This is a genomic window from Alicyclobacillus sendaiensis NBRC 100866, from assembly GCF_001552675.1.
Classification (GTDB): domain Bacteria; phylum Bacillota; class Bacilli; order Alicyclobacillales; family Alicyclobacillaceae; genus Alicyclobacillus; species Alicyclobacillus sendaiensis.
The window spans coordinates 1-26,777 of sequence record NZ_BCRQ01000006.1; the positions used below are offsets into that span (position 1 = coordinate 1).

General features: G+C 62.3%; 26 protein-coding genes. 14 read left to right on the plus strand and 12 right to left on the minus strand.

The genetic code is table 11. The features are described from left to right. The coding region (locus AS26_RS02105; RefSeq protein ID WP_306303045.1) for a GNAT family N-acetyltransferase at positions 1-281 on the plus strand (281 nt) is incomplete at its 5' end. A gap of 66 nt (positions 282-347) precedes the next feature. Here the strand turns inward: AS26_RS02105 and AS26_RS02110 are convergent. Genes AS26_RS02110 through AS26_RS02120 form a run of 3 tightly spaced genes read right to left on the minus strand, consistent with a single transcriptional unit; the run spans position 348 to position 3,329 of the window. Then, a complete protein-coding gene (locus AS26_RS02110; protein WP_062305739.1) occupies positions 348-1,565 on the minus strand; it encodes a galactokinase in 1,218 nt (405 codons plus the stop codon). Further along, on the minus strand, positions 1,546-2,535 hold the full coding sequence (galT, locus tag AS26_RS02115; protein WP_062305740.1) for a galactose-1-phosphate uridylyltransferase: 990 nt from the start codon (positions 2,533-2,535) through the stop codon (positions 1,546-1,548). Before galT ends, AS26_RS02110 begins: the two co-directional genes overlap by 20 nt. Next, a complete protein-coding gene (locus AS26_RS02120) occupies positions 2,532-3,329 on the minus strand; it encodes a DeoR/GlpR family DNA-binding transcription regulator (RefSeq protein WP_062305742.1) in 798 nt (265 codons plus the stop codon). Before AS26_RS02120 ends, galT begins: the two co-directional genes overlap by 4 nt. 175 nt (positions 3,330-3,504) lie before the next feature. On the opposite strand from AS26_RS02120, the gene AS26_RS02125 reads away from it, so the two are divergent. From AS26_RS02125 to AS26_RS02135, 3 genes are all read left to right on the plus strand, one after another. Further along, positions 3,505-4,179 carry a spore coat protein gene (locus AS26_RS02125; RefSeq protein ID WP_062305743.1) on the plus strand — a complete coding sequence of 225 codons (675 nt, stop codon included), beginning with the start codon at positions 3,505-3,507 and terminating at the stop codon, positions 4,177-4,179. A 114-nt stretch (positions 4,180-4,293) separates the two neighbouring features. Beyond that, entirely contained in the window at positions 4,294-4,632 is a 339-nt protein-coding gene (locus AS26_RS02130) for a hypothetical protein (protein WP_062305818.1), read from the plus strand. A 161-nt stretch (positions 4,633-4,793) separates the two neighbouring features. Further along, the gene (locus AS26_RS02135; protein WP_062305744.1) at positions 4,794-5,993 is read left to right on the plus strand and encodes a hypothetical protein; all 1,200 of its coding nucleotides are present in this window, start codon (positions 4,794-4,796) and stop codon (positions 5,991-5,993) included. 15 nt (positions 5,994-6,008) lie between these two features. Here AS26_RS02135 and AS26_RS02140 read toward each other — a convergent pair whose 3' ends face one another. Beyond that, on the minus strand, positions 6,009-7,232 hold the full coding sequence (locus tag AS26_RS02140; RefSeq protein WP_062305746.1) for an MFS transporter: 1,224 nt from the start codon (positions 7,230-7,232) through the stop codon (positions 6,009-6,011). Between the two features lie 181 nt (positions 7,233-7,413). Here AS26_RS02140 and AS26_RS02145 point away from each other — a divergent pair, with 181 nt between their 5' ends. Then, complete coding sequence (locus AS26_RS02145) at positions 7,414-7,965, plus strand: SPFH domain-containing protein (RefSeq protein WP_083515948.1); 552 nt, start codon at positions 7,414-7,416, stop codon at positions 7,963-7,965. Here the strand turns inward: AS26_RS02145 and AS26_RS02150 are convergent, their stop codons facing one another. The 4 genes from AS26_RS02150 to AS26_RS02165 form a co-directional block, all read right to left on the minus strand. Further along, positions 7,966-10,107, minus strand: a complete 2,142-nt coding sequence (locus tag AS26_RS02150) for an RNA degradosome polyphosphate kinase (RefSeq protein ID WP_281176933.1) — start codon at positions 10,105-10,107, stop codon at positions 7,966-7,968. A gap of 276 nt (positions 10,108-10,383) precedes the next feature. After that, positions 10,384-11,238: an HD-GYP domain-containing protein gene (locus AS26_RS02155; protein WP_245629566.1), complete on the minus strand. Its 855-nt coding sequence runs from the start codon at positions 11,236-11,238 to the stop codon at positions 10,384-10,386. Between the two features lie 247 nt (positions 11,239-11,485). Then, complete coding sequence (locus AS26_RS02160) at positions 11,486-11,833, minus strand: hypothetical protein (RefSeq protein ID WP_062305753.1); 348 nt, start codon at positions 11,831-11,833, stop codon at positions 11,486-11,488. 201 nt (positions 11,834-12,034) lie between these two features. Next, on the minus strand, positions 12,035-13,702 hold the full coding sequence (locus tag AS26_RS02165) for a purine-cytosine permease family protein (RefSeq protein WP_062305754.1): 1,668 nt from the start codon (positions 13,700-13,702) through the stop codon (positions 12,035-12,037). A gap of 220 nt (positions 13,703-13,922) precedes the next feature. Here AS26_RS02165 and fmdA point away from each other — a divergent pair, with 220 nt between their 5' ends. From fmdA to AS26_RS02175, 3 genes are read left to right on the plus strand one after another with little or no spacing between them, the layout of a single operon-like run. Continuing rightward, entirely contained in the window at positions 13,923-15,104 is a 1,182-nt protein-coding gene (gene fmdA / locus AS26_RS02170; RefSeq protein WP_157068429.1) for a formamidase, read from the plus strand. A gap of 7 nt (positions 15,105-15,111) precedes the next feature. Next, the gene (locus tag AS26_RS14910) at positions 15,112-15,411 is read left to right on the plus strand and encodes an FmdB family zinc ribbon protein (RefSeq protein WP_083515950.1); all 300 of its coding nucleotides are present in this window, start codon (positions 15,112-15,114) and stop codon (positions 15,409-15,411) included. A gap of 31 nt (positions 15,412-15,442) precedes the next feature. Next, on the plus strand, positions 15,443-16,486 hold the full coding sequence (locus AS26_RS02175; RefSeq protein ID WP_062305755.1) for an aliphatic amidase: 1,044 nt from the start codon (positions 15,443-15,445) through the stop codon (positions 16,484-16,486). Between the two features lie 15 nt (positions 16,487-16,501). On the opposite strand, the gene AS26_RS02180 is transcribed toward AS26_RS02175, so the two are convergent. After that, positions 16,502-17,800, minus strand: a complete 1,299-nt coding sequence (locus AS26_RS02180; protein ID WP_062305757.1) for an ABC transporter substrate-binding protein — start codon at positions 17,798-17,800, stop codon at positions 16,502-16,504. A 17-nt stretch (positions 17,801-17,817) separates the two neighbouring features. Continuing rightward, the gene (locus AS26_RS02185) at positions 17,818-18,933 is read right to left on the minus strand and encodes a HAMP domain-containing protein (RefSeq protein WP_062305758.1); all 1,116 of its coding nucleotides are present in this window, start codon (positions 18,931-18,933) and stop codon (positions 17,818-17,820) included. 179 nt (positions 18,934-19,112) lie between these two features. Between AS26_RS02185 and AS26_RS02190 the strand changes: the two genes are divergently transcribed. Beyond that, positions 19,113-20,312, plus strand: coding sequence for an ROK family protein (locus AS26_RS02190; RefSeq protein ID WP_062305760.1), 1,200 nt, complete (start codon positions 19,113-19,115; stop codon positions 20,310-20,312). 85 nt (positions 20,313-20,397) lie between these two features. Then, a complete protein-coding gene (locus AS26_RS02195) occupies positions 20,398-20,904 on the plus strand; it encodes a LabA-like NYN domain-containing protein (RefSeq protein WP_062305761.1) in 507 nt (168 codons plus the stop codon). On the opposite strand, the gene AS26_RS02200 is transcribed toward AS26_RS02195, so the two are convergent. Together AS26_RS02200 and AS26_RS02205 are read right to left on the minus strand one after the other, a co-directional pair. Further along, positions 20,880-22,055 (minus strand): MFS transporter, encoded by a 1,176-nt coding sequence (locus AS26_RS02200; protein ID WP_062305763.1) that lies wholly within the window; start codon positions 22,053-22,055, stop codon positions 20,880-20,882. The two genes, AS26_RS02195 and AS26_RS02200, sit on opposite strands and share 25 nt — an antisense overlap. Before the next feature lie 138 nt (positions 22,056-22,193). Continuing rightward, a complete protein-coding gene (locus tag AS26_RS02205) occupies positions 22,194-22,388 on the minus strand; it encodes a hypothetical protein (RefSeq protein ID WP_062305764.1) in 195 nt (64 codons plus the stop codon). A 136-nt stretch (positions 22,389-22,524) separates the two neighbouring features. Here AS26_RS02205 and AS26_RS02210 point away from each other — a divergent pair, with 136 nt between their 5' ends. From AS26_RS02210 to AS26_RS02225, 4 genes are all read left to right on the plus strand, one after another. Further along, positions 22,525-23,703, plus strand: a complete 1,179-nt coding sequence (locus AS26_RS02210) for a glycerate kinase (protein ID WP_245629567.1) — start codon at positions 22,525-22,527, stop codon at positions 23,701-23,703. A 300-nt stretch (positions 23,704-24,003) separates the two neighbouring features. Continuing rightward, positions 24,004-24,993, plus strand: coding sequence for a sugar kinase (locus tag AS26_RS02215; protein WP_062305823.1), 990 nt, complete (start codon positions 24,004-24,006; stop codon positions 24,991-24,993). After that, on the plus strand, positions 24,990-25,616 hold the full coding sequence (locus AS26_RS02220) for a bifunctional 4-hydroxy-2-oxoglutarate aldolase/2-dehydro-3-deoxy-phosphogluconate aldolase (protein ID WP_062305766.1): 627 nt from the start codon (positions 24,990-24,992) through the stop codon (positions 25,614-25,616). Before AS26_RS02215 ends, AS26_RS02220 begins: the two co-directional genes overlap by 4 nt. A gap of 15 nt (positions 25,617-25,631) precedes the next feature. Continuing rightward, positions 25,632-26,687, plus strand: coding sequence for a mannonate dehydratase (locus AS26_RS02225; protein WP_062305767.1), 1,056 nt, complete (start codon positions 25,632-25,634; stop codon positions 26,685-26,687). The last annotated feature ends 90 nt before the right edge of the window (positions 26,688-26,777 follow it).

Below are 26,777 nucleotides of genomic sequence, written 5' to 3' on the forward strand. Positions count from 1 at the left end.
CGAGGGCGATGGAACTCGTGCGCGTGGAACGCGGCGTGGAGCTTCGGAACGATGAAGGGGAGCGGATTGGCTACATCACCTGCACTGATCGGGGAGATGGCGTCTGGACCATCGACCACACGGTGGTCGATCCGGCCTATCAAGGTCAAGGGCTTGCCGCCAAGCTCGTCGACGAACTGGTGGCCATGGCCCGCGAGCGGGGTGTGAAGCTCACCCCCGTGTGCTCGTACGCGGTGCTTCGCTTCCGGCGAAGGCCGGACTACGCTGACGTGCAGGCTTGATCGGCGCGCCGGACGGTCACAGAGGGGTCTTCCCCGCCCGATTTCGGGAAGGGAAGACCCCTTGTGTCAGCGCACCAAGGCATCCAGCGCGGGAAGCGCATGCACGCCGTCGCCGATGTCGGTGACGTAAAACGAAGGCGCGCGGCCCGTGGCGCGTTGATACGCCGCCTCCACGTGCGTCGTGAACGCTTCCACCGCATCCTCTCGAACCAGGCTGACGGTGCATCCGCCGAAGCCAGCACCCGTCATGCGCGAGCCGATGCAGCCCTCCGCGCTCCACGCGGCCTCGACGAGCGCGTCCAGCGCTTCGCCGGTTACCTCGTAGTCCTCGCGGAGCGATTGGTGGGAAGCGTTCATCAGTTCTCCGAACGCCTCGATGTTCCCCTCTGCCAACAGCCGCGCCGCCTGCCGCGCCCGGTAGCTCTCCATGACGACGTGCCGCGCTCGGCGCACGAGTGTCTCCGCATCGAATCCCGGTGCGCCCTCGGCTCGCAGGATGGCCTCTACCTCGGCCCACCGGCTCGGCTCGATCTCGGCGAGCGCCTGAACCTCCGGGAAGCGGCGTTGGATCACGGCGAGCGCCGCCTCGCATTCCGCACGCCGCTCGTTGTATTTCGATCCCGACAACTTCCGCGGCACGTTGCTGTTGGCAATCACCAGGCGATACCCTTGCGAATGCACCGGAACCAATTCGTACGCAAGCGTGAGGCAGTTGAGGGAGAGCGCCATGTCCTTCTTCCCCATGGCGACAGAAAACTGATCCATCACACCACAGCTGACACCGACGAATTCGTTTTCCGCCTGTTGCGCAATCACGGCGAGCGTCTCGCGGTCCAAACCAGCGCCCACGAGGTCATTGATGGCGAACGCGGTGACCACCTCGACGGATGCACTCGAGGACAGGCCCGCGCCAATCGGGAGATCCCCGAGGAAATACAGGTCCATGCCCGGCACGTTCACGCCTCGGCGGTTCAGCACGTCGATCACGCCGAGCGGATAGTTGGCGAAGTCCTGCTCCGGGCGGAACCGCACGTCGTCGGCGTCCACCTCAACGACGTGGTGGGAAAACGTCGTCGCGAATCGAAACTGGCGGTCGGCGCGAGGGCGTGCCACGAGCCACGTGCCCATGGTGAGGGCGGCGGGCAGGACGTAGCCGCCGTTGTAGTCCGTGTGCTCGCCAATCAGGTTGACCCGCCCGGGCGCGAAATACGCCCGCAGTTCGCCAGGGTGGCCAGGCGAGAAGGCGAGGATCTGGTCCATCAGGTTAGGCCAGGGGATCGACATGTCGGTTCGCTTCCTTTCGCTTCTGAATCGCTTCCCGCAATTGCGGCGCGGTCGCCTCGACCGCCATCGGGTTGCACGGCGCCCATGCCCCTGTCTCCGACGACGCGAGGTATTTCAGGCGCGTGGCGGTTTGCAGCGGCGGGTAGAACTCGATGTGGAAATGGAAATCCACGGGTTTTTGCGCATTCACCGGGCTCTGGTGAAGCACCATCATGTACGGAAACTCGCGGTCAAACAGCGCATCCATGCCGCTCGTGACGCGCTTCAGGATGCGGGCGAGATCGGTCCGTTCGTCGTCCGTAAACTCCAGCAGGCTGCCGACGTGCCGCTTGGAGGAGATGAACGCACCGTACGGATAGTCCGTGAAGAACGGGATGTACGCGTAAAAGTGCTCGGTTTCTTCCAACATTCGCCGCCCGAATGCGACCTCCTCGCGGTTGATGTCGCACATGAGGCAGCGGCCGGTCTCCTCCCGGTGTGCCGCAAACGACTCCAATTCGACCCGCAGCTTCTGAGGCACGTACGGGTAGGCATAGATCTGCCCGTGCGGATGCGGCATGGTCACGCCGACCTCAGGGCCGCGGTTCTCGAAGATGAACACGTACTTGTGACGTGGATTCGAGGCCAGATGGCGGAAACGGTCCGTCCACAAGTCCACCAGCTTGCGGATGTGCGCCACCGGGAGCTCGGGCAGCGTCGTGGTGTGCTCCTTCGAGTATAAAATGACTTCGCATTTTCCGTAAGCGGGTTCAACGCGATAGAGCTCGGTCGCCACGTCGTCCGGCTGCGGTGGATTCGGAGACAACGCGGGAAAATCGTTGTCGTACGCCAGCACGTCGTAGTCGTCGGGCACCTTGCCCGAGCCAGGGCAGAACGGGCAGTTGTCTTTGGGCAGGTTCGGGCGCTTGTGGCGGTTCGACGCCACCATCGTCCAGTCGCGCAACAGGGGATTGTATCGCAGTTCCGTCATTTGGCATCACCTCGATGAGGGTTTGCGTTCGGCGCGTCGGCGATGATGAGATCCACGTCGGACTCCGCGAGGCTCGCGGCCTCCGCCTCGCCCGGCCATCGGTCGGTGATGAGCGCATCAATCTCGCTGAGCTTCGCGAAGCTCATCAGCGACTCCACGCCCCACTTCGTGTGGTCGGCGAGGACCACAACGCGCGCGGCGCGTTCCATCATCGCCCGGTTGACCGCTGCCTCCAGCACGTTCGGCGTCGATAGGCCGTGATCGACGTGCAAGCCGCTCGCACCGACGAACAGGATGTCCGCTCGAAATTGGCGGATCATGTGTTCCGCCACGGGGCCCACGAGGGCGTCGCTCGGCGTTCGAAACTGGCCACCTGTCAAAAAGATATCGCTGTACCCGTTCTTGGACAGCTCCGTGGCGACGTTCACCGAGTTGGTGAGAAACGTCAGGTCTCGAAAACCCGCGATGTGTTGCGCGAGGACCCACGTGGTGGTACCTGCGGCAATGGCGATGGTCATCCCAGACTCAATCTGACGAAGCGCGGCTTTGGCGATGGCGATCTTCTCCGGGATCTGGAGAATGCGCTTGTCGGTGTAGGGCAGCTCGCGGGCCGCGCGCGCCACCTGACCGCCGCCAAACGCGGTCTCGACGAGTCCCTGCGCTTCGAGCGCTTTCATGTCCCGGCGGACCGTGATCTCCGACACGCCGAGCCTTTCCGCCAATTGGCGGTACGACGCGAAGCCGTGCTGGGCGAGCAGTTCCAAGAGCACGCGCTGCCGCTCCTTCGGATACACCGTCCTCACCTCGCGCCCTATGATCATGGTTTATCATAACATAGTCGACTTATTTTCAACATATGATACTCTGTGAGATTCCGGCGCATGTTTCCACGGTTGGCCTACATACGGCTCGGTTTCCTGCGCATCCTAAGGCCGAAGACACCACAATCGCCTTATAGGAGGTCGAGCCATGCAACAACAGCCGAACATGCAGCCCTCCATGCAGGGCAACATGATGTCGAATGCCCAGGCGGGATCGCAGGGGCAGTCGCAAAACGCGCCCAACGCGCCGTTTGGCGCGCACGAGATCATCGGGATGAACGAGGTGCTGCAGGCCACGTCGGCGAACGCCGAGGTGCTGAACTTCCTCGCGCATCACGCGCAGGACATGCAGGTCCGGCAGCTGCTCGAGCGCCAGGCCCAGGCCATGCAGCAACACTACGTGGAGGGCGTGCGCGTCCTGCAGACCCAAAGCCCCATGGGCGGCCAGGGCTACCAGGCGTTCATGCACGCCCAGCCCAAGCTCGGGCTTCGCCATCCCACGTATCCCGCGCCCAACCTGCAGGCCCAGGCGCCGTCCGATCGCGCCATTTGCGCCGTCGCCCTGAACCTCCACAAGTTCGGGGCGATGATGTGCACGATGTTCGCGTTGGAATGCGCCAACCCGCAATTCCGGACGTTCCTCATGACGAGCGCGAGCCTTTGCGATCGCATGGCGTACGATCTGTTCGCCTACATGAATCAGAAGGGCGACTACCAGGTTGCGACCCTGCAGAAAAACACCACACAGACGATGATCGACTCGTACCAGATGCCCGGGGGGATGGCGCAGCCCGGCATGCCGCAGGCGCCGAACGTCCAATGAAGTGGGCGGCCCGCGCCGGGCCGCCTGCTTTCAATCATGATTCGAGAAATCGCGCGTATGCTGGTTTTTGGGGAATTTCGCGTTCCAGATCTCTCGCGCAAGGAGTCGATCGAGATGCTGACAACCGTGGATCACATGGTGGCGTACTGCTTTGGCAGAGCGGACATCTTGGACCGCGCACACAACCACTTTGAGCAGACCATCGACGAATTGCTGCAAGAAGGGGAGGTCATCTGGACGCGCGATCCCGTCGCAGGCGTGATTGTGCGCGACGGGCGCTGGTACGTGTGGTTCCGCCACGCGCGGGACAATGGGCAGGTCGAGGGGAAGCTCTTCGCCTGCGCGGATGAGATGCAGGTGGTGTCCCTCGTGGTGGAGGAGATCCCTTGGCTTGAGCCCGAGTGCCGCATCAAGCTGCTTCGCGCGCTGCGCGCAGCGCATCAAAGCGCTTGACGCGGCGCGAGACGCGCTCGTTCCCCTCGGCCCTGGGCGCAGGGCTTTTTTCATCGCCATGAAATCGCAGGCCCGATGGCTTTATCTGTCGAGGAGAATCGGATAGGATCGAACCATGTAGAAACCGAGGCTGTGCTTCGGGCCATTGCGAGGGGACGCTTGTGAAGACGCTCAAAGGCATGGACGCACTCGAAGTCGCCGCTCGATACGGCATCACACTTTATGATACATATTATGGTAATGAAGTGACCGTGCAGGAGGCGCGCGAGTTCATCGAGGCCAAGCGGGATCCGGATAGCTTCATTCTCAAGGACTGGCCGGATACCGAGGAAGAGGCCGAAGATGTGCTCCTCATGCACATCTACCAGGCGCTTCGCGACAAAAAGCAGGCGCACGGACGGGTCGATCTCGTCATCGAGCAGACCGAGGGTCCCGTCATCAACGTGGCCGCCGCCGAGCTCGCCGCGCTGCGCCTCGGCAGCCGCCGCATGCTGGAGGTGGACGATCGCGACGACGGCGTCTACTACCACGTGCCGCGGACTGCTCACCTGACGGACGAGTTTCTCGACAAGCTCGGTCAATTTGTCTGCGAGGAGTGCCGCCACTTCGATCTCGCCGGCCCCTATCACGAGGCGTGTCTGTACGCGCTCGTTCAGGCCATCCGGCGCGGCGAATTTGCGCTCGAGGACGTGGTGGAGGAACGGCCTGCGGACGCGAGCCCGCTCGGCCGACTGTTTGGCACCAACTTTGGCACGTGGTCCCGCCGCGTCTCGGAGACGAAATCGCGCTTGCAGCAGGCGTGGAAGAAGAGGCGCCGCGCCGTGTTGTCTCGCATGGAGGACAAGCGCCAGGAGGAGGCGGGCGATGGCCAGGCCCAGGAGCGCGCGCAGGACTGGGCCACCGCCACGATCCACCGGACGCTCGCCGGATTGAAGCGCACGCGCATGGCAGCCAAAGCCACGGCGCCAGCCACGGAGGCGGAGGTCGAGCGCCCCGCAGCGCAGGCGCCGCTTGATGGTGGCGAGATCGTCGATGCACTCAGCGAGCCGGCGCAATCCGGCGCGCGGCGCGAGCGAATCACGAAGCGGGCGCTCATTCGGTACTTGGAGCAAGTGGAGATTGTCGACGAGTCCGGAGAGGAAGCGCGAGAACTCGCGGATCTCCGCCAGCGCTGCATCGAGCTCGAGGCGCTGCTCGACTCCGCCAACACGCGTTACGATCGAGCGCGCGCCGAGATCGATCACTGGAAGCGCCAGTACGAAGCGCTGAAGAAGGACATGGACACCGTGCTGCAGGCGCTCCAAATTGCGCGCAGGCACGCGGGGGACGAGGCGGCGCCCACAGGCCGGGACGAGGCGTGATGAGGGCGTGCTGCATCACGGGGCAGGGGTGTGCGGCGTCTGCTCGCTTCGGGGCAGCAGGCTCGGGTGGCGCATGAGGGCGTATGCGCCCGCGGTGACGCTGGCGAGCAGGGCCCCGGTCACCCAGAACACACCGTGGATGCTCGTCGCGTCTGCGATGGCGCCGCCGACGAGTGGTCCGACCGTGTTGCCAATTTGGTTTGCCGTCTGATTGAGCCCGAAGGCGCGCCCGCGGAACGAGGCGTCGGTCGACCGCACAATGAGCCCGTTGATGGCCGGGTACACCGCGCAGAAGAAGGCGCCGTACACGAAGCGGACGGCCGCGAAGGCAATCACGCTGTGAAACGGAATCTGCATGAAGGTCCACACTGCGCCGCCCGCGAGGCCGATGGTGAGCACCCTGGCGAAGCCGATGCGGTCCGCGTATTTCCCCCAGAGTGGCGCAAAAACCACGCTCGCGATCCCGGCGAGCGAAAACACGAGGCCCGCGAGAAAGGACGCGTTCTTCGCGCTCACGGACGGATCGAGCTCGGCGATGTAGAGGGTCAGGACCGGCTCGATAGTCATGATGGAGAACGAGACGACCATATTGAGCGAAAGAGCCGTGATAAGTGGCTTGTTGTGAAGCGCACCGCCGATGGCCCGCACCACCGAGGGCCGAGAGGTGGCGCGCTTCTTGTTCACCTCGCGCACGAAGAAGAGAGCGAGCAGGGTCGAGATGAGCACGAGCACGGAAGCGCTCCCAAACGCCACGCGGTTTCCAAACAGGCGCGCGATGGTGCCGCCGACGAGCGGCCCGACAATGCCGCCCGCGGAACTCGCGGCCGAGATGGTTGACAGCGCATAACCCACCTTATCCTCAGGCGTGTTGCTGCCGACGAGCGCCACGGAACCGGGAATATAGCCCGACAAAAGGCCCTGCAGCGTGCGCAGGACGAGAAGCTCCCACGGGTGTTGGACAAACGCCGTGAGGCCGTAGATCACAAACAGCACAAAGCCCGCCCGGACGATCATCGGCTTCTGGCCGTATCGATCTCCGAGCGAGCCCCAGTAGGGCGCGGCAATGGCGCCGGCGACGAACGCCGCGCTGTAGAGTGCGCCGGACCAGATGTCGGTGTGCTGGTGCACCCCGATTTTGAGCAGAAACAATGGCAGGAACGGGATGACCATCGAGTAGCTCGCGGACGTGAGCAGCGTCCCAATCCACAGGACCACGAGGTTTCGTTGCCAAATTGCCATCTGCCATCACCAACGTTTTTCTTTTTATCTTACCGCTATCTCGATGACGCGGGGCAACGAATTTCAGCTTCTCGAAATGTGGTTCTCAATTCAGGTGGAAAGCGGTATCATAGGTCTAACATGATTAGGAATTTCATCGAAAACGTTGGATGGAAATTGTGCCTATAAGGGAGGGCGCCTGATGCCGCAGATTCGCCAAGTCATCAGCACGCTGAGTAACGACGGCAAGGAGATCATGGGTCCGGACGTGTTGGCTTATCATTATCCGGACAACAGCATTTTGAATGGCTCGCTGCTCACGGTGGAGTCGAATCACTTTGCGGTGTTGAAATCGCGTGGCGCCATTTTGAACGTGTACGAGACGGGGCAGTACGTCATCCAGACGCCGGATCGGCCCATTATCGGCGCCTTTCAGCAGGCGTTCTTCGGTGGCCAGAGCCCGTGGCAGTACGAGGTGATTTACATCAATCGGGCAAAACTCATCCTCGAGGTGTCGGGTGTGGCCTACTCGAAGGAGATGGCGGAGATGGGGTACCACGTGAGCTGCTATGTGCACGTGGACACCAAGGAGGACGCGTTAAAGCTCGTCCAGCACATGCCGCTCGTCGAGCTCGCGCGGATGGACGGCGAGATCGCGCAAAAGACGCAGGCGCTCTCGCCGGAGACCATCGGCGAGGTGGAACAGCTGCTGCGAACGCGGAACGAGCGGTGGCACGCGCTGGTCCAGCCCTGATCACAGGAGGCGCGGGGGCGTGCGCGGGATCATCGACTCCGCGAGCGCCTTCGCGGTCTCGTCCGCCGCGCCGCACGCTTCCAGGTAGAACTGCATCTGCGACGCTACCTTCGGTTCGCCAAGCTTCGGCTCGACCTTCTGGTACTGCCCGTTGGGTGATAGGATCCACCGATTGACATTGTCCCGGAGCTGCACATCCAGGATGTGCTTCAGTCGCTGTTTCAGGTTGTCCTGCAGCACCGGAAACAGGATCTCGACGCGGCTGACCATGTTGCGCGTCATCCAGTCCGCGCTCGAGAGGTAGTACTCCTCCTCGCCGCCGTTCAGGAAGTAATAGATGCGGCTGTGTTCCAGGAAGCGCCCGACGATGCTCGATACGCGGATGTGATCGCTCACGCCGGGGATGCCGGGGCGAAGGCAACAGATGCCGCGCACCAGGAGATCGATCTCGACGCCGGATTGCGACGCCGCGAACAGGGCGAGAATGAGGTCCTTGTCGGTCAGCGCGTTCATCTTGGCGATGATCCGAGCGGGCCGCCCGGCGCGGGCGTGATCGATCTCCCGTTGGATGAGCTTGAGAAACGCATCCTTCAGGCCGTGCGGGGCCGTTGCGATGCGCCGCCACGCGGGCGGATCGGCAAAACCTGTAAGGTGGTTGAAAAAGAGCGATGCATCTTCCCCGAACTCTTCGCGCGCGGTGAACATGCCGAGGTCCGTGTACAGGCGCGCGGTGTTGTCGTTGTAATTGCCGGTGCTGAGGTGGACGTACCGGACAATGCGCTCACCTTCGCGCCGGACGACCAACGCAATCTTGCTGTGGGTCTTGAGTCCCACGAGGCCGTAGATCACGTGGCAGCCGGCCTCCTCGAGTTTCTTCGCCCAGACGATGTTGTTCTCCTCGTCAAACCTCGCCTTGAGCTCCACCAGCACGGTGACTTGCTTGCCATTTTCGGCCGCCCGCGCGAGCGCCAGCACGATGGGCGAATTGCCGCTCACGCGATACAGCGTCTGTTTGATGGCGAGGACTTGTGGATCGTTCGCGGCCAGGTGGATGAAGTGAACGACGGGATCGAACGATTCGTAGGGGTGAAACAGCAGGATGTCCCGCTTGGCGATGGCCTCGAACAAGCCGGTTTCCCCGATGAAGTCCGGCGGCACCTGCGGCGAGATGGGCGGGAAGCGGAGGTGGGGGTATTCAGGCATCGCCGAAAAGCGCATGAGAAACGTGAGATCCAATGGCCCGTCGATGCCGTAGATGTCCTCCGCCTCGAGTTCAAGCCAATCGCGCAGGGTTTCGACGAGCTCGGACGACATGGAACTCTCGACTTCAAGCCGTACCGCGGCCCCACGGTTCCGCTTCTTGACCTCACGTTCGATCTCCTCGAGCAGATCTTCCGCACTCTCTTCGTCCACCGTGATGTCCGCGTTGCGCGTGATACGGAAACAGGCATGCTCAAGCACGGTATGGCCCGGAAACAGTGTGTCGATGAACATCTCGATCACGGCCTCAAGCAGCACGAACACGCGCTTGCGCCCGCCTGTGGGCAACTCCAAGTATCGCGGAAGGACGCTCGGCACTTGAACGACGGCGAACAGCGGAGACTCGTGAGGCAATCGAACGGCGACGGGTTCCAAGAGGACCGCGATGTTGAGCGACCGATTCGCGAGAAGCGGAAACGGGTGACTTGCGTCGACTGCAAGGGGCGTCAGGACAGGGAAAATATGGTGATGATAGTATTCTTCAAGATGCGCGCGTTGCGCGTGCGTCAGCTGGTTCGGTTGGACAAAGTCAATGCCTTCCTTTCGTAGCGCAGGGAGCAGCGTTTTGTTCCACAGGCGATACAGGTGAGTCACGTGGACGTGGGCGCGGTTGGCCACTTCGGCCAGTTGTTGCGCGGCGGTCATGCCGGTTTTATTATCAGGGCGTCCCACGCCGAGCTTGAGCTGGTCCTTGAGACCGGCGACGCGCACCATGAAGAATTCGTCCAAGTTGGACGCGCAAATGGCGAGAAACCGAAGCCGCTCGAACAGCGGATTGTCACCGCGGGCGGCCTCGTGCGCAACGCGCTCGTTAAAGAGCAGCCAGCTCACTTCTCGATTGATGAAATGGGTATGGTGGTCCAAGTTCATGGTGGTCCCCATCCTCGTGGGCATGGTGTGGGTTGGTCCGAAAGTTGGCTGTGGATGTATTGTGAGGGCAAACGCGGAGGAAATGCAATGGGGAAAATGAAAAAGCACGCCCGGAGGGGCGTGCGCTGCCATTTACGACACAGGCCACGGATCTTGCACCGCAACGTTTGAGGTAACTCCAGAGTGGGTGACGCTTGCGCTTGCAGCCGCAGGCGAGGCAACGAAAAGCGCTCCCATAGCCATAGCGGTCATCAAGAGTTTCTTCAATCTCCTCACGAGTCGTTCCTCCTAATCTTTCTCGAAGATATCTACGACCTTTAAAAACGCGTCTACGACGCGTGGGTCGTACAACTTACCTCGAAGAGCACGGATTTCATCAATGGCCTCTCGCTTGGACTTCGGATGCTGATAGGGTCGGTGAGAGGTCATCGCGTCGTAACTGTCCACGACAGCAACGATTGCAGCAGGCAGACTGATTTGGTCTCCTCTGAGGCCGTAAGGATATCCACTACCGTCATATCGTTCATGATGTTGCTCTGCGACTACGCTTCCCACGTGCAAGAACGGATGCTCCGGGGAGTTCATCATGTCGCGTCCGTAGATTGTATGCATCTTCATAATATCAAATTCTTCAGGCGTAAGTCTACCAGGCTTCCTAAGAATTTCGTCTGGTATACGAGTCTTTCCAATGTCATGAAACAGGGCCCCGCAACTGAGAGACAGTAATTCCCTTGCCGGTAGGTTCAATTCGCATCCTATGAGAACTGAGTACTTCCTGATTCTTTCGCAATGAGATGCGGTATCCCCATCTTTTTCTGCAATTTCGGTGGCAAGCTGATGAAAGTGGTCCACCCAATGTTTATACGATTCAAATATGCTCGTAGACGTGATGTAGAGAAATTCAACGTCGTTCATTGCGATGATACATACAGGCTCCCGCACTGGAGCCATGTGGACGAGCGATCCAGGCTGGAGATATTCGGTACGCGTATTCCATGTTACCCGGAGAGTGCCCTTGGTAAGCAGTATGGCTTCAAAATAATCTTGATTTGTAGGCGGATTAAACCCCATCAACCCATAACGCTTCAATTCGTGGCGAATGAGTTCCACGCCATCGTACGACCCAAGCAGCGTGATGGTCATGTTGTCCGTACTCGCGCTGTCCAAGCCTTCGCCGTCTCGCATGATTCGGAGCCACGGTGTGAGCCCTTGGTTCTCGAAGTTCAACGTTTGCACCCGCTTTGCGACAGATGTAATGGTCCTGCGACCACGACAATTGTAGACAACGTGCGACATCTCAAGCTTAAGGACGAGCTCGCCATTTCGTCAATAAGACGAACCGGCGAAGACTTGGCGTCTTTCAGTTTCTCATGTGGCGAGCGCGAGCACGTCAGGTGTACTCGCGCGACGACAGGAACGCGACCTCGACGAGAATCAGCAGGAGGTCAAACACGCCGTACATCGTCGAAAACCAAAGCTGCGTTCCCCCGTTGCCGAGGCCAATGATGAACAAGCTCACGACCGCAATGAGCACGATGAGCGCAACATGCACGGTCTGCGTGAAGCCGCTTGTGGTCCGCATGCGATAGACGAGAAGGAGGATGGTCAGTAGCGCCACGACCGTCAAGACCATGCCCGGATGGGTTGACAGATGGACCATCAAGGCCGTAATGATGATAGCGGCCATCAGAATATAGATAATCGCGAACGAACCAGCGGTAAACGGCTTCTTCATCATGTGTTATCCCTCCCCTAGGGCTTCCCGTTCGTGATCGACCGTACTTAGCCTAAGTATAGCCAAGATTTGCTCCACGGAGACAAGCTTTTTCTCATTTGCCTACCGCATGGCCTCAAAGGTTCGCGAGGTATACCGCAAGCGAGATATGCCGCACGAAAAAGCGGCAACGGTTGTTCCGTTGCCGCCTGCAGTGCCTTCTTGTCAGTGGACGTGCCCGGCCTTGCAGAGATCGTGGCACTTGCTTTCAAGGCTGCAGCAGAGTGAGCAAATGGGCGCCTTGTGGAATGGGCAATAGAGCATATCCATTTTCTCGTACTCAAAGCCGCAAGAAGCGCAGGTGAATTCGGTCGGTAACTCGGAGTGGCGGTGCGCCTCATGGTGCCGATCCGACTTCTCAAATGTGTTCTCCCGAGCAATGTAGTACTTGCCGCGCGTGACGATGGCAATCACGGGGGCCAGCACGAACGCCAGCACCAAGGAAAGGAAGGGCGAGTAGGCCTGAAGCACCGGCCCGAAAGCCCCGAAGAATGCGGCGATGGACAGCCCTGCCGCAATGATCATCGAGCCAAAGCCCACGGGGTTGAAGTTGTACAGATGGCCCCGCTTGAACTCGATGTACGAGGGGCTGATTTTGAGCAGCCCTTTGTTGATGACGAGATCGGACACCACCGCGCCAATCCACGCGACGGCGAGGTTCGAGTAGAATCCGAGCACGGTGTTCAAGAACCCGAAAACGCCGGCCTCCATCAAGCCGAGGGCGATCCCGACGTTCAAAAACAGCCACACCACGCGCCCTGGATGGGTGTGAAAGATGCGCGAGAAGAAATTCGACCACGACAGCGAGCCGGAGTACGCGTTGGTCACGTTGATCTTGATCTGCGAGAGAAGGACAAAGAAGGTTGCGAGCGCAAGCGCCGCATAGCTGCTGCCCAACACGGTGTGGAACGCCTGCGTGTACATATTGATGGGTTCGTCCGCGGCCTTCGTCCCCATGGTCGGTGCAATCCACGAGGCCAAGAGGGAACCACCGAGTTGCTTGATGGCTCCGAGAATCACCCATCCCGGCCCTGCCAACATGACGGCCCACCACCACTTGCGGCGGTTCTGCGGCGTCAGGTTGGGCATGAAACGGAGATAGTCGACCTGTTCGCCGATTTGCGCGATGAGGGACAGGGTGACGCCCGCCGCGAGCCCGAACTCGATGGCATTGAAGTGGCTGCCCGAAGCGGACGCGCCGCCAAAATGCGTCCACTGGCTGAAAGCCTGCGGGTCTCGGAGGGCAATAGCGATGAACGGGCCGAGCATGAGCACCAGCCAGATGGGTTGCGTGACGACCTGCAGCTTCGAGAGAGCCGTCATGCCGAACATCACGAGCGGAATGATGACCAAGGAACAGATCAAGTAACCAATAGGCAACGGGATGTGGAAAAATTCCTCGAGTGCCTGGGCCATGACGGACCCTTCGAGTGAGAAGTAGATAAACGTGAACGACGCGTACACCAGGGACGTCAGCGTGGACCCATAATAGCCAAACCCAGCTCCTCGTGTGAGAAGGTCCATATCGATGTTGTACTTCGCGGAATAGTACGCAATCGGGATACCTGTAAGAAAGATGATCGCGGCGACCACCAGGATGGAGGTCACGGCGTTCGCGAATCCGTACGCCAGGACGACAGAACCGCCGATGGCGAAGTCGGCCATGTAGGCGATCCCGCCAAGCGCCGAGTTCATGACCGTCCACTCGCTCCACCGGCGAAACGACTTGGGAGCATACCGCAGCGCGTAGTCCTCGAGGACGGGATTTTGCACCCAGCGATTGAAGGTGCGCTTGGGCGTGGGTCGCCCGCGTTCAGGTTGCAGGACGGACATCGAAACCCCTCCAAACTCCTCTGAAAATCAAAATTGTCTGTGTTTTGAACCGTACCACGCCTCCGCCCGCGCGAGCAACCTCTTTTGTCATACAAACTTACGCACTGCATGAAGTAACCGTTATCATTTTGGCGTGTTAAGAAATATACATTGACATAAGCTGTGTTCCGCACGCGATAATGAGGCTGTTCCTTCACACTGAAGCGAGGTGAATGTTAGGTTGTCGAACGTCTTGTTTCGCGTCGACTTGACCAAGCCGATGGATCAGCAGGAGATCCCGGGGCACAACCGATGGCACCCTGACATCCCTGCGGTCGTGAGTGTCAAACCCGGTGACGTGTTTCGCATCGAGATGAAGGACTGGACCGACGGTCAAATTCAAAACAACGACGACCCGTCCGACATCCGCGACGTGGACCTGTGCAGAGTGCATGTCCTGAGTGGGCCCATCTATGTCGATGGCGCCGAGCCAGGCGATCTGTTGGTGGTGGACTTGCTGGATATGGGGCCCTTGCCGGGCGCGGAGTGGGGATTTAACGGCATTTTTGCGCGGGAGAACGGCGGGGGATTTCTCGTCGACTACTTTCCAGAGGCGTGCAAGTCCATCTGGGAGTTTCAAGGGATTTACGCGGTGAGCCGCCACGTCCCGGGCGTCCGCATCCCGTCGTTGATTCACCCCGGTCTTATCGGCGTGGCCCCATCCGTGGAACTGCTGGACCGCTGGAACGCCCGCGAGCGAAAGCTTGTGGCAAAGGACCCAAATCGAGTACCTGTGCTCGCGAATCTTCCGGAACCCCGCAGTGCGGTGCTTGGCACGCTGCGCGGCGCCGAGTTCGATCGCGTCGCCAAGGAAGCCGCTCGCACCGTCCCGCCGCGCGAAAACGGCGGCAACTGCGACATCAAGAATCTGTCGAAAGGGAGCCGCATCTACTTCCCCGTGTTTGTCAAGGGCGCCAAGCTTTCCGTCGGCGATCTTCACTTCTGCCAAGGCGACGGAGAAATCACGTTTTGTGGCGCCATCGAGATGAGCGGTTGGATCGAGATGAGTGTCGACGTGATCAAAGGCGGGATGGCGAAATACGGGATTGTTCACAACCCGATCTTCGAGCCTGGGCCGATGGAGCCTAGGTTCTCGGAATATTTGGTGTTCGAAGGCGTGTCGGTGGATGAGCGGACGGGCGAGCAGCTGTACCTGGACGCGCACGTGGCCTATCGGCGCGCGTGCCTGAACGCCATCGAATATCTGCAGCGGTTCGGCTACACCGCAGAGCAGGCCTACATGTTGCTCGGCGTGGCGCCCGTCGAAGGGCGCATCAGCGGCATCGTCGACGTGCCAAACGCCTGCTGCACGCTCGCCATCCCTACCGCCATCTTCGATCGCGACATTCGCCCGAAAGGATGAGGCCAGGATGCCAACCTACCGGTTTGCGTGCCCAACCTGCGGAACGTTCGATCGCGACCTCCCCATGAACGAAGCGAGCTCTGCCGTGCGCTGTCCCTATTGCGGGTTGATGGCGCTTCGCCAGTTCACACCCTTTTACGTGGGAGCCGCTTCATCGGCTCACCGCGGCGCGCGCCCGATGGGCGCGGGGAGCGAACCCGTTTGCGTGGTTCGAGAGCGTGCGCCTTCGGACACCGTGCACCGGGGGCACCGGCACGCTCGAGCGAGCACAGGACGCCCCTGGCAGTTGGGACACGTGCACGGATGAATCGACGGGAATTTCAAGGAGGGCTGAATTCATGCGGCATGGAGACATCGTGAGCAGTCGAGATACTGTCGGCATTGCGGTCGTGAACTACAAGATGCCCAGACTTCACACGCGCGAAGAGGTGCTCGACAACGCCAGGAAGATCGGCGAGATGATTGGCGGATTGAAGCTCGGCTATCCGGGACTCGATCTCGTCGTCTTCCCCGAATACAGCCTCCACGGCATCATGTACGACGAACAAGAGATGTTCGAGACGGCCGCTTCCATCCCCGGACCCGAGACCGACGTGCTGTGTGAAGCGTGTAGGGCACACGGTGTGTGGGGCGTGTTTTCTGTGACGGGGGAGCGCCACGAAGAACACCCGCGCAAGTGGCCGTACAACACCGCCATTCTCGTGAACGATCGCGGCGAGATCGTGCAAAAGTACCGAAAGATCATGCCGTGGACGCCCGTGGAACCCTGGTATCCGGGGCATGAGACCTTCGTCTCTGACGGACCGAAGGGGCTCAAGATGAGTCTCATCATCTGCGACGACGGAAACTATCCCGAGATTTGGCGGGACTGTGCCATGAAGGGCGCTGAACTCATCGTGCGGCCTCAAGGCTACATGTATCCGGCCAAGGAGCAGCAGATCCTGATGGCCAAGGCTATGGCCTGGGCGAACAACTGTTACGTCGCGGTCGCGAACGCCACGGGGTTTGACGGTGTCTACAGTTATTTCGGTCACTCGGCCATCATCGGCTTCGACGGCCGGACGCTCGGAGAATGCGGGACGGAGGAGTACGGCGTCCAGTACGCGGAGATCTCCATCTCCCAGATTCGCGAGTTTCGGAGAACGGCACAGGCGCAAAACCACCTGTTTAAGCTCTTGCACCGCGGGTACACCGGTTATCTCCTTTCTGGGGACGGCGATCGCGGCGTGTCCGAGTGTCCGTTCGACTTCTACAAGACGTGGGTGACTGCGCCGGACGTTGCCCGGGCCAACGCCGAAGCGCTCACGCGTCCCTCGCTCGACACGGACGATTGTCCATATGCGCCTATCCGCGCGAAGACATCCGGCGTCGCGGTGGGGTGATGTCATCCCCGTCATTCAGGGCAAGGGATTGGCCAGGTCGGCCTGCTTCAAAAGCTGCATGAACTGACTCACATTCCCGGTGTTGATGAGCATCGTGATGGCTTGGGCTGCCGCCTGTTCGAACGCAGGATTGGCAGCCTCGCCGTTTGCAAGACTTGGCACTAGCGCATCTCTGCGAAACGCAGCGGCGGACGCCTGGCTGTAGGCGTCAAAGCCGGCGAGGGGCACGTCCGTGCGAGGAGGGATGGATCCCTTCCATAAATTAAACCGCTTTTCCGCTTCCCGAGACGCCACCACGCGCAGGAAGTCGAGTGCGCCTTCCGGGTTTTTGGACCCCTTCGGCATCCCGAACGTATCGATGACGTACTCGAAGTCTCCGCTCGTACCGGGGAACGGCGTCCAGCCAAAGTCTCGCCCTTCTTTTAAACCACTGGCCACGAAGTAGGCCTTGGCCCAGTCGCCCATTGCGTCGAACGCCGCTTGGCCCGAAGCCACGAGCGCGCATGCGCCGTCCCACGATAACTGCGCGTGATCCGCGTTGGTGTAGGGTAACAACTGCAGGAAGTTCTCCGACGCCTTGCGGATGATGGGTGACGAGATAGGCACGGTGCCGTTCCAGATGCCCTCGTACGTCTTGGGCCCCGCAGTCGCGAGCAGCACGTCCTCCCACAGCATCACGGATCCCAGTTGGTCCCGATCCCCGTAGGCGATGGGGATCACGCCGTGCGCCTTGAGGACTTTGCAGTCTTCGAGGAGTTGATCCCATGTCTGGGGCGGCTTGAGCCCGTACTCGTTTAACACATGCGGGTTGTACCATAGCACGTTGCCCCGCTCCACGTCGATGGGCACCGCGTACACGTGCCCTTGGTACGTCACGCCGTCCAGCACGACTTGCGGCAACACTTTGTAGAGATCCAGTTCGCGATACAGCGCGTCAAGTGGTTCCATCTTGCCCGCCTTCACCCACACCATCAGCTCTTGCCCTACGTGGACTTGAAAGGTCTCGGGCGGATCGCCCGCGGTGATGCGGCTCGCGAGGACGGCCTTGGCGTTGTCGCCGCCGCCTCCCGCCACGGCCTCATTCACGATATGCTCGTTCGGATAGCGGGAACGAAACACGGAGATGAGAGCGTTCAAGGCGTTGGTCTCGCCCTTTGCCGTCCACCAGCTGAAAATTTGCACGTCCTGATCCGCCTGCGCCTGAGACACGGGGCGAGGCGCGGCGCCGACGCGCTCGTCCGCTGCGCCACAGCCCGCGAGTGCGAGGCAGAGCGCGCTCCAACCAGCCGCCTGAGCGATTCTGCGCTTGGCCATCCTTGCACCTCCCTGTTCTACACTTCGAAGCTCGCCATCAGCTGATGGAGCTCGCTCGCCCGCTCACTCAGCCGGCCGGCTGTGCGGTTCACCTGCTGCACGGCGGACAGCTGCCCTCGCGCCGTCGTCGAGAGGCCGTCGAGATCGCGCATGACTTGCGTGAGGTCTTCGATGAGCCGGCTCAAGGTTCTCCGCATCGGCTCAAAGTCCGGCTCGCTGGTCCGCGAGCGGCGCGTTTCAGAAGTCGCTGCCGCCGCTTCTGCCATCTGACCGTCCAGCTGGCGCACGTTGGCCATGACGCGGTCGATCCCGTCGCGCACATGCTGCAGCACGTCTGCCATGTGCAGCGCGCCGTGGGCCGTGTAGTCGCCATTGTCAATCAGTTGCTTGAAATCGCTGTAGAGTTCTTCCGCCGTCTCGCCCATCTGCGCAATCAGCTGTTGCAGACTGCGCGCCATGCGCTCGAATCCGCGCGCGAGGCTTCCCAACTCGTCCCTGCGGCGGGACGCGTCGAGCGTGACGGAGAAATTGCCCGCGGCAATCTCATTCGCCGCATCCATCATGGATTGGAGCGGCTTCGACAGCACCTGCCGCGTAAACAGCCACGCGCACGCCACGGCCACGAGCAAGGCGCAGGCGCCAGCCACGAGGATGTCGGTGAGAAGCTCCTTCAGCGATGCCAGATCCGCCGCGATGGACAGGCGCACGTTGGCGCTGTACTGCATCCCGGCGTAGCCCGTGAGAGGCACGACGAGATCGATGGTGGAACCCTCGAGGGAGGTGAGGACCTTTCGCTCGCCCAGCGCGATGGTGCTGGAAGGCGATGCCTGGCTGCCGATCCGGAGCGGATCGGTCGACGCGATGTCGTACAAAAAGTCGTTCAACTTGTAAATATCGAACGAGACCAGATCTGGATTTTGCCGCTTGAGATTCAGAAGGACGGACTCAAATTGGTAATCCAGGACGTCGCTGAGGAGCGCCGAGTCGATGGTCTGGACGATGGAAACCGCTTTCTCCTTCGATAGATCGATAATGCTCTGCCGGCTCTTGAAATAGACGATGGTCAGCGTGGCGGAAAGGGTGCCGAGGATCACGACGCTGAACAGGATGACAAGTTTGCGAAACAGGGTCAAGCGGGCTCCTCCTCCGTCCCACTTCTGTTCAACCGCCGGACGGCGTATACTGATACGTAACGTGCCATTCTCGCATTCTATGACCTTCATGCTAGGGCATTCCGCGGGGCTTTGCAATAGACGGACGCGCGTCCGCCATGCGAGGCAATGGGGCCGCCAATTCGAGGGGTGACCGAGGGTTGCACGCCAACGTCGACGCTTCGGCCATGCGCCGAATGAACCGCGCCACGGTCCTCAAGCTGATTCGCGATCTCCGGACCACCTCGCGCATCGACATCTCGCAAATGACTGGGCTCAACAAGGCCACCGTGTCGAACATTGTGGACGAGTTGATTGCCGAAAAACTCGTCCTCGAGGTCGGGTACGGATCGTCGAGCGGCGGCCGCAAGCCCATTCTTCTTCGCTTCAATGCCAATGCGGCCTACGCCGTCGGTGTGGACGTGCAACTGTCGCACATGACGACGGTCGTGTGCAACATTCGGGGCGAGCCCGTGTATCGGCAGGTTCGTCCGCTTGCGCTTTCCGAAGCGCAGGATGTGCGCCCGGTGCTGCTCGAGGCGATTGAAGAGGAGCTGAGGAAGGCCATTGCGGCGGCGCCCCCGAGCCCATACGGACTCCTCGGCGCGTGTATCGCGTTGCCGGGCATGGTGGACTTCCGCCGAGGTGCCGTGTACTATCTCCCCAGCGCCTTTGTCGGCGAATGGGACATCCTTGCCGATCTCGGCCGGATCGTCGACATCCCACTCTTTCTCGACAACGACGCCAACTGCGGCGCCTGGAATGAGTACATGGCGCAGGCCATGAAGCTCAAAAACCTCGTGTTTGTCAACATGGGGCTCGGCATCGGGGCCGGGATCGTCATCGAGGGAAAGTTGTATCGCGGCCGGGATGGCATCGCGGGCGAGGCGGGGCATATGACCGTCAACCCGATGGGCTCCGCGTGCATGTGCGGCAGTTACGGATGCTGGGAGGAGTACGCTTCCGAGCGCGGCCTGATGCGGTATCTGCGCGAGGCCGGCGCGGATTTGTCCGCGTTAAATCCGCGCGAATCGCTGCTCGAACAGGCGCTGGAAGAGGCTCAGAACGACAATCGCGCGTGCATCCGCGCGTTCCATTCGCTGGGGCAGTATCTCGGCCTTGGCATCGCCAATCTGTTGAATCTGCTCAACCCCGACGAGGTGATCCTCGGGGGCAGTGTGGCGCGCGCCGCCACGTTCGTGCTGCCCGAAGTGGAGCGCGTCATCAAGCACCGCGCGCTGTTGCAAAACAAGCAAATCCCGGTGCGCGTGGGGAGTCAGCACGCCGTGGCCATCGGGGCATCGCTCCTCGCCGTGCACGAGACGTTGTTTGCTTCTGCGATGGAGCCGATGCCGACGTGATGGCGCACTGTGGCCATCGAAGTTCTTGGTCACCTGGTCTGCAAGGCAAGCGCCGAGCCAACGAGAGAAAAGGAGTCAGCGGGAGATGAGAGTATCGCTCTTCGTCGATGGCGCGAACTACTACTACATGCAGCGAGACAAATTGAAGTGGACCATCGACGCGCAGAAGTTATTGGAGTGGGCCAAGAGCAAGGGCGAACTGGTCGACGCATTCTACTATATAGGAAGAAGTTCGCCGAGCGATGTCAGGGAGCAGAAGTACCTCGACATGCTCGCGTACAGCGGGTACTCCATCGTCACCAAGGATATTAAGGAAATCGTGCAGGAGGATGGGTCCATCACGAGGAAGGCCAATCTGGACATCGAGATTGTGCTCGACATGTTCAACACCATCGACAACTACGATATGGCCATCCTCGTCAGTGGAGACGGCGACTTTGAGCGGGCCTTGCAGCTCCTGCGGGCCCGGGGCAAGAAGTTCATCGTGCTGTCTACCGCGGGATTCATCGCGTCCGAGCTGCGGATGGTGGCCGGGATGCACTTCATCGACGTGAATACGCTGCGGGATCAGCTGGAGCGCGTGACCACTTGACGCGCCGATCGCCCGGGCGCGAGCGCGAACGTGAGCGCGCAGGCGACGGCGCTCGTCGCGGCCACGGCCAGGAAGCCGCGGTTTAGGCCGACGTGATCGCCCAGCCATCCGACCAGCGCGGGCCCGCCGAACATGCCGACGGCGTAGATGGCCTGGTAAAAGCCCATCGCCGTCGCGCGGCGGCCCGCCTCGATGTGCCGGATGGCGAGGCCCATGAGCACCGGCATGCAGAGCCCTTGGCCAAAGCCGTTGATGGCTTGGGTGACATACAAAAGCGGCAGGGTGTGGCAGAGCGGAATGGCAGCGGTGAAGATGGCCGCAATGGCGAATCCGCTTGCCACGACGTTCCGCTCACCGATCCAACGCGAGAACAGGCTGCCGCTGAAGTACGAGGCGACGGCATTGGGGAGCGTGGCCGCGAGCGTGAGCCAGCTGAGATCGGCCTTGTTCGCGCCGAGGTGCGTGGCCTGCTCGGGCGTGAAGCCGAACATCGTGGTGAACGTCACCACTTGCGCGAGCACAGCGAGGAATGACACACCAAGCACGATGCGATCCCGCCCGACGGTCAGCATGTCGGCAACGCGGATGCCGCCGTGATCGCGCGCGGGAGGCTTGTCGACGACGAAGCAGGCGAGGAGGGTGGCCGCGAGTCCACCGAGCGCACCGAGCCAGAATGCCGCATGCCAACCATCGTGTTGCGCCATCAGGCCGCCGAGGGTTGACGCGGCGAGCTGGCCGATGGACGTATAGAAGCTCAGGATGCCCATGGCCTTCGGCGCCTCGTGCGGTTGGTGGTAGCTCGCGTAGAGCACGGTGAAGACCACCCAACAGCCCGCCGCAATGCCGGCGAGGAGGCGGAAGACGAGCGCCCATACCACGGCGTGGGTGACCGCGAAGCCGAGGCTCGACAGCATGCCGATGGCGCCGCCCGCGATGACGAACGGTTTGCGGCTGCGGATCTTGTCGGACCAGACGCCGATAGGGACGCGCACGAGCATCTGCGAGAAGCCGTACGAGCCCACCACCATCCCCGCCATGCTGAGCGAACCGCCGAGGGCGACGACGTAGGGCGACAGAAGGGGCACGTACGTGTAGGTTGAAAACCAGTAGAGCGCCGTCACGGCGTAAAACAAAGCGATGCGGTTGCCCACGGTGGCGCCATCCTTTCTATCGTTCTATTCGAGGTGTGTGCCATGCAAACCATGTTTGAACTCCTGGGCCTCGCACTGCTGGGTTGTTTTATCTGGCGAAGTGCGCAAGCGGAGCGCGAACAAAGAAAGAATCGGCGTTCATGACCCGCCCCATGGCGGGTTTTGTTGATCATCCCCGCGTTTCCGCTTGCGCTCGCCGATGCCAAAGCCCCACTGGAGAAATGCAGGCGTGATGCACAGGAACAAAAGGCCCCAGCGAGCCGTGATGGCCGAAACCACGAGGCAAGCCACCGGTACGGCGATGGAGAGAATCCGTAACCAATTGCGATTCATGGGTCTCACCTCGATATCGGTAACGGTTTCATTATAGCGCGGGATGGGAGGAGAATCGTGTTCTGTCCGCGAATACGCATGAAGAAGTCTCACGTCCTCATGAGGATGACGCGTTCCCCGAAAGGCGGAATCGAGCTTGGATCAAGCAATGGAGTATGAGAACTCCCACATCCTGCTCGCCCCCGATTCCTTCAAGGGCTCGCTCACCGCGCGCGAAGCGGCCGAGGCGATGGCCGAGGGCGTGAGCCGGGCGTGTCCATCCGCCCAGTTGGCACTTGTCCCCATCGCGGACGGCGGCGAAGGCACGCTTGCGGCCATCGCCACCTCGACCCGCGCGCGGTGGCTGTCGACCGAGGTGACAGCGGCAAGCGGCCAACTTAAGCAAGGCCGTTTCCTTGCCCTCCCCGACGGCACCGCCGTCGTCGAGTGCGCGGAGGCCGTCGGTCTGCCGGAGGCCCTTCGCTCGGGCGTGGACGTCTGGCACCGGACCACGCTCGGCGTTGGCGAGATGATCCGGCACGCGCTCGAGACGGGGCATCGCCGCATCGCGGTGGCGCTCGGGGGATCCGGCACGAACGACGCGGGTCTCGGTATGCTCGCGGCACTCGGTGTGCGTTTCCTCGATGATGCGGGCCGGGACGTGCCCCCGGTGCCGGCGGAGTTTCACCGCGTGGTGCGCGTCGACGTGTCTGGCCTCGACGAGCGCCTCCGTGGCGTCGAGATGCTTGCCGTGTGCGACGTGGACAATCCGCTCACGGGCGAAAACGGGGCCACCGCGGTCTTCGGGCCGCAGAAGGGCGTGTCGACGCACGACCTGTCCCACCTGGACGCTGCGCTGGCGCACATCGCGGCATTGTGCGAGGCTGCGTTCGGGCGCCAGGCGGCGGTGCTGCCCGGCGCGGGCGCCGCAGGCGGCTTGGGCTTCGCGCTCTACCTGCTTGGCGCCTCGCGGATCTCCGGCATCGACTTCGTGCTCGACGCGGTCGGGTTCGATCACGCCCTCGAACGTGCCGCGCTCGTCCTCACCGGCGAGGGCCGCACCGATGCCCAGACCGCGCGTGGCAAAGCCGTGGCCGGTGTGGCGCGCCGGGCCCAAGCCCGCGGCGTGCCCGTGTTCTGTATCTCCGGGGCCATCGGCCCGGGCGCCGAGCGCCTGTACCATCACGGCGTCACCGCCCTCTTCTCCATCGCGCCTGGGCCCATGGCCCTCGAGGACGCCATGGAAAACGCCCGGGCGCTTCTCGCGGCGGCCGCCGAAAACGCCGTGCGGGCATGGCTCGCGGGCCGTGCGGGGGTCTGCCGCAGCGGTGTCTAGGCGGGGCACTCGAGCCCCGCGTGCGGCGCCTAGATGGCCGCACACGCCGTACGGCGACGTTCGCCGCACAGGCTGCGCGCCATCCAACCGGCGACGGGCCGTAACCGCAAAGCTTGGGCGACGGCCGAACCGAAGCCGCCGCGTTCGTGTTACAATGTCCCTGTGGGCGATCTCGCCCGCATTCTTTCACATCTTCTAACACACAAGTATACAAGAGCTGGCACGGCGAAACCCGCGGTGGCTCAATCCTCGGTGGCCGCCGCGGCGGAACCGGACCACGTGGATGAGGAGGAGCGAAGTTTGGAGGAGCATCGCGAACGCGCGCGGCGCGTGCTGACCTTTGGCGAGCCGCTCGTGGTGTTTGTGCCGGATCGGCCGGGGAAGCTGCATCAGGTGCGGGGGTTCCACGCGGCCTGTGCTGGTGCGGAGTTGAACACGGCGGTGGGGATCGCGCGGTTGGAGGTTCCCGTCGCATACCTCGCCAAGGTGGGGGATGATCCTTTCGGCGAGCAGATCCGCCGCGCGCTGCGCGAGGAAGGTGTGGAGGATCGGCTGGTCACCGTGTCCCACCGGTTCCCGACGGGGATTTACTTCAAGCAGTGGTCGGGCCTCGATGGGCGGACCGAGGTGTTCTACTACCGAAACCAGTCCGCCATGGCCCAGGAGGGCTTTCCCACCGAGCTTGCCGAGGAAGACCTCCAGGCGGGCGACATCGGCTGGGTGCACGGCACCGGCATCACCTGGATGATTGGCGATCCGGCGCGTGCCGCGAGCGATGCGCTCGTGGAGGCGGCCGCCCGGGCGAGCGCGACGGTTTCATTTGACATCAACGTCCGGCTGAAGCTGGCGCCTGCGGACGCGTGGCGGGCGCTGCTCGCGCACATGGCGCCGAAGAGCGGCTGGCTTTTCATCGGGGACTCCGAGGCAGAGTTGCTCCTCGGCACGTCGCGCGGGACCGACGTCTGGACCGCCCTGCGAGACATGGGCTTTGCCGGTGAGGGCGTGATCGTCAAGCGGGGCGCGGAGGGCGCCGAGTGGCTGTCGGAAGAGGGCGCGCTTCAGGTCCCGGCCTGGCCCGTTTCGAACGTGGTGGATGCGGTGGGCGCCGGGGATGGGTTCAACGCCGGGTTCATCGCCGGACGGATGAAGGGCTGGAGCGTGGCGGATGCCCTGCGATTGGCGGCGCTCGTCGGCGCGTGCGCGGTGACGGCGGAAGGCGACTATGACGGCTATCCGACGTGGCGAGAGGCCATGTCGTATCTCGAGGGCCAGGGAGGCGTGGAGCGATGAACGTGGTGGAGATGCTGCAAGAGGAGAAAGTGGTGGCCGTCCTGCGGCGGCTGCCATCGGAGACGTTTCTCGATGTGGTGAGAGCGCTTGCGGAGGGCGGCGTGCGGGCCATCGAGGTCACCATGGACGCGCCGGATGGCGCGGAGCTCATTCGTCGGACGCGGGAGGTTCTTGGCGATCGCGTCCTTCTCGGCGCGGGCACGGTGTTCACACGCGAGCAGATGCAGGCCGCGAAGGAGGCGGGCGCCACCTTCTTTGTGTCGCCACACCTCGATCCCGACCTGATGCACGCCGCGCGGGAGTGGGGAGTGCCCATGGTCCCCGGCGTGCTCACGCCGACGGAGGTCGCGGCCGCGCTTCGGCTCGGGGCAGAGGCGGTCAAGATCTTCCCCGGGAGCCTCGTCGGCCCGGGCTATCTGCGCGATCTCCGCGGCCCGTTCAAAGACCTGAAGGCCATGGTGACGGGCGGCGTCAGCGAGGACAACGCGCGCGCCTTCCTCAACGCGGGTGCCGTGGCCGTTGGCGTGGGCAGCTCCCTCTTCCCGAAGGCCGACCTCGAGGCCCGCGACTTTGCGTCCATCACAAAGCGCGCCGAGCGGCTGGTCCGCGCCGTGCGCGGTTGAGAGGAGGATCCGTGGATGCAGCTCTCCTTTCGCTGGTACGGCCCGGATGATCCCGTCACGCTCGCGAAAATCCGCCAGATTCCCGGCTGCGTGGGCATTGTCTCCGCGCTCTACCACGTGCCGCCGGGCGAGGCCTGGCCCGAGGACGAGATCCGCGAACTGGTTCGGCAGGTGGAGTCCTTCGGCTTCCGCCTGACGGTGATCGAGAGCGTGCCGGTGCACGAGGACATCAAGCTCGGGCGGCCCACCCGCGAAAAGTACATCGAGGCGTACCAGGAGACGCTTCGGCGCCTTGCGAGGGCCGGGATCGACACGGTCTGCTACAACTTCATGCCGCTCTTTGACTGGATGCGGACCTCGCTCGCGTATCCGCTGCCGGACGGATCGAATTCGCTCGCCTATTTCCACGACGAGGTGGACGAAGAGGCGCTCCTCTCGGGGCGGGTCAAGCTGCCCGTCTGGAACATCGACGAGGATGGCCAGAAACTGCGCCGCCTGCGTGACGAGTACCGCGAGCGGGGCGACGAGGGGCTCTGGGACAGCCTCGCCTACTTCTTGCGCTCCGTGGCGCCGGTGGCGGAAGAGGTGGGGATTCGCCTGGCCATCCATCCGGACGATCCGCCCTGGCCCATTCTCGGCATCCCGCGCATCATCGGGCGGCACGCGTCGTTTGTGCGCATGTTCGAGATCTGCGACTCGCCCGCAAACGGCGTCTGCTTCTGCTCGGGCTCGCTTGGCGCGAGCGCGGAGAACGACCTGCCCGCCATATTGCGCGATCTCGGCGCGCGCAATCGGCTACACTTCGTCCATCTGCGGAACGTGAAGCGCGTCGGAGAGAAGTCGTTCTACGAATCCGGGCACCTGTCGCGGGACGGATCGGTCGACATGGCGGAGCTCGTGGCCATCCTGGCGCGGCTCGACTACCGTGGCCCGGCGCGGCCGGATCACGGGCGGATGATCTGGGGTGAGACGGGCATCCCGGGATACGGGCTGTACGATCGCGCCCTGGGCCTCACGTACCTGAACGGCCTCTGGGAGGCGTCGCGGGCCTTCGTCGCGGGCCGCGCGTAACCTCATTCTCCATGGATCAATGTGCGCTCATCCGGGCGGCACTTTACACCTCGGCTATAATGGAAAACGGGTACGAATCGGCGCACGCAG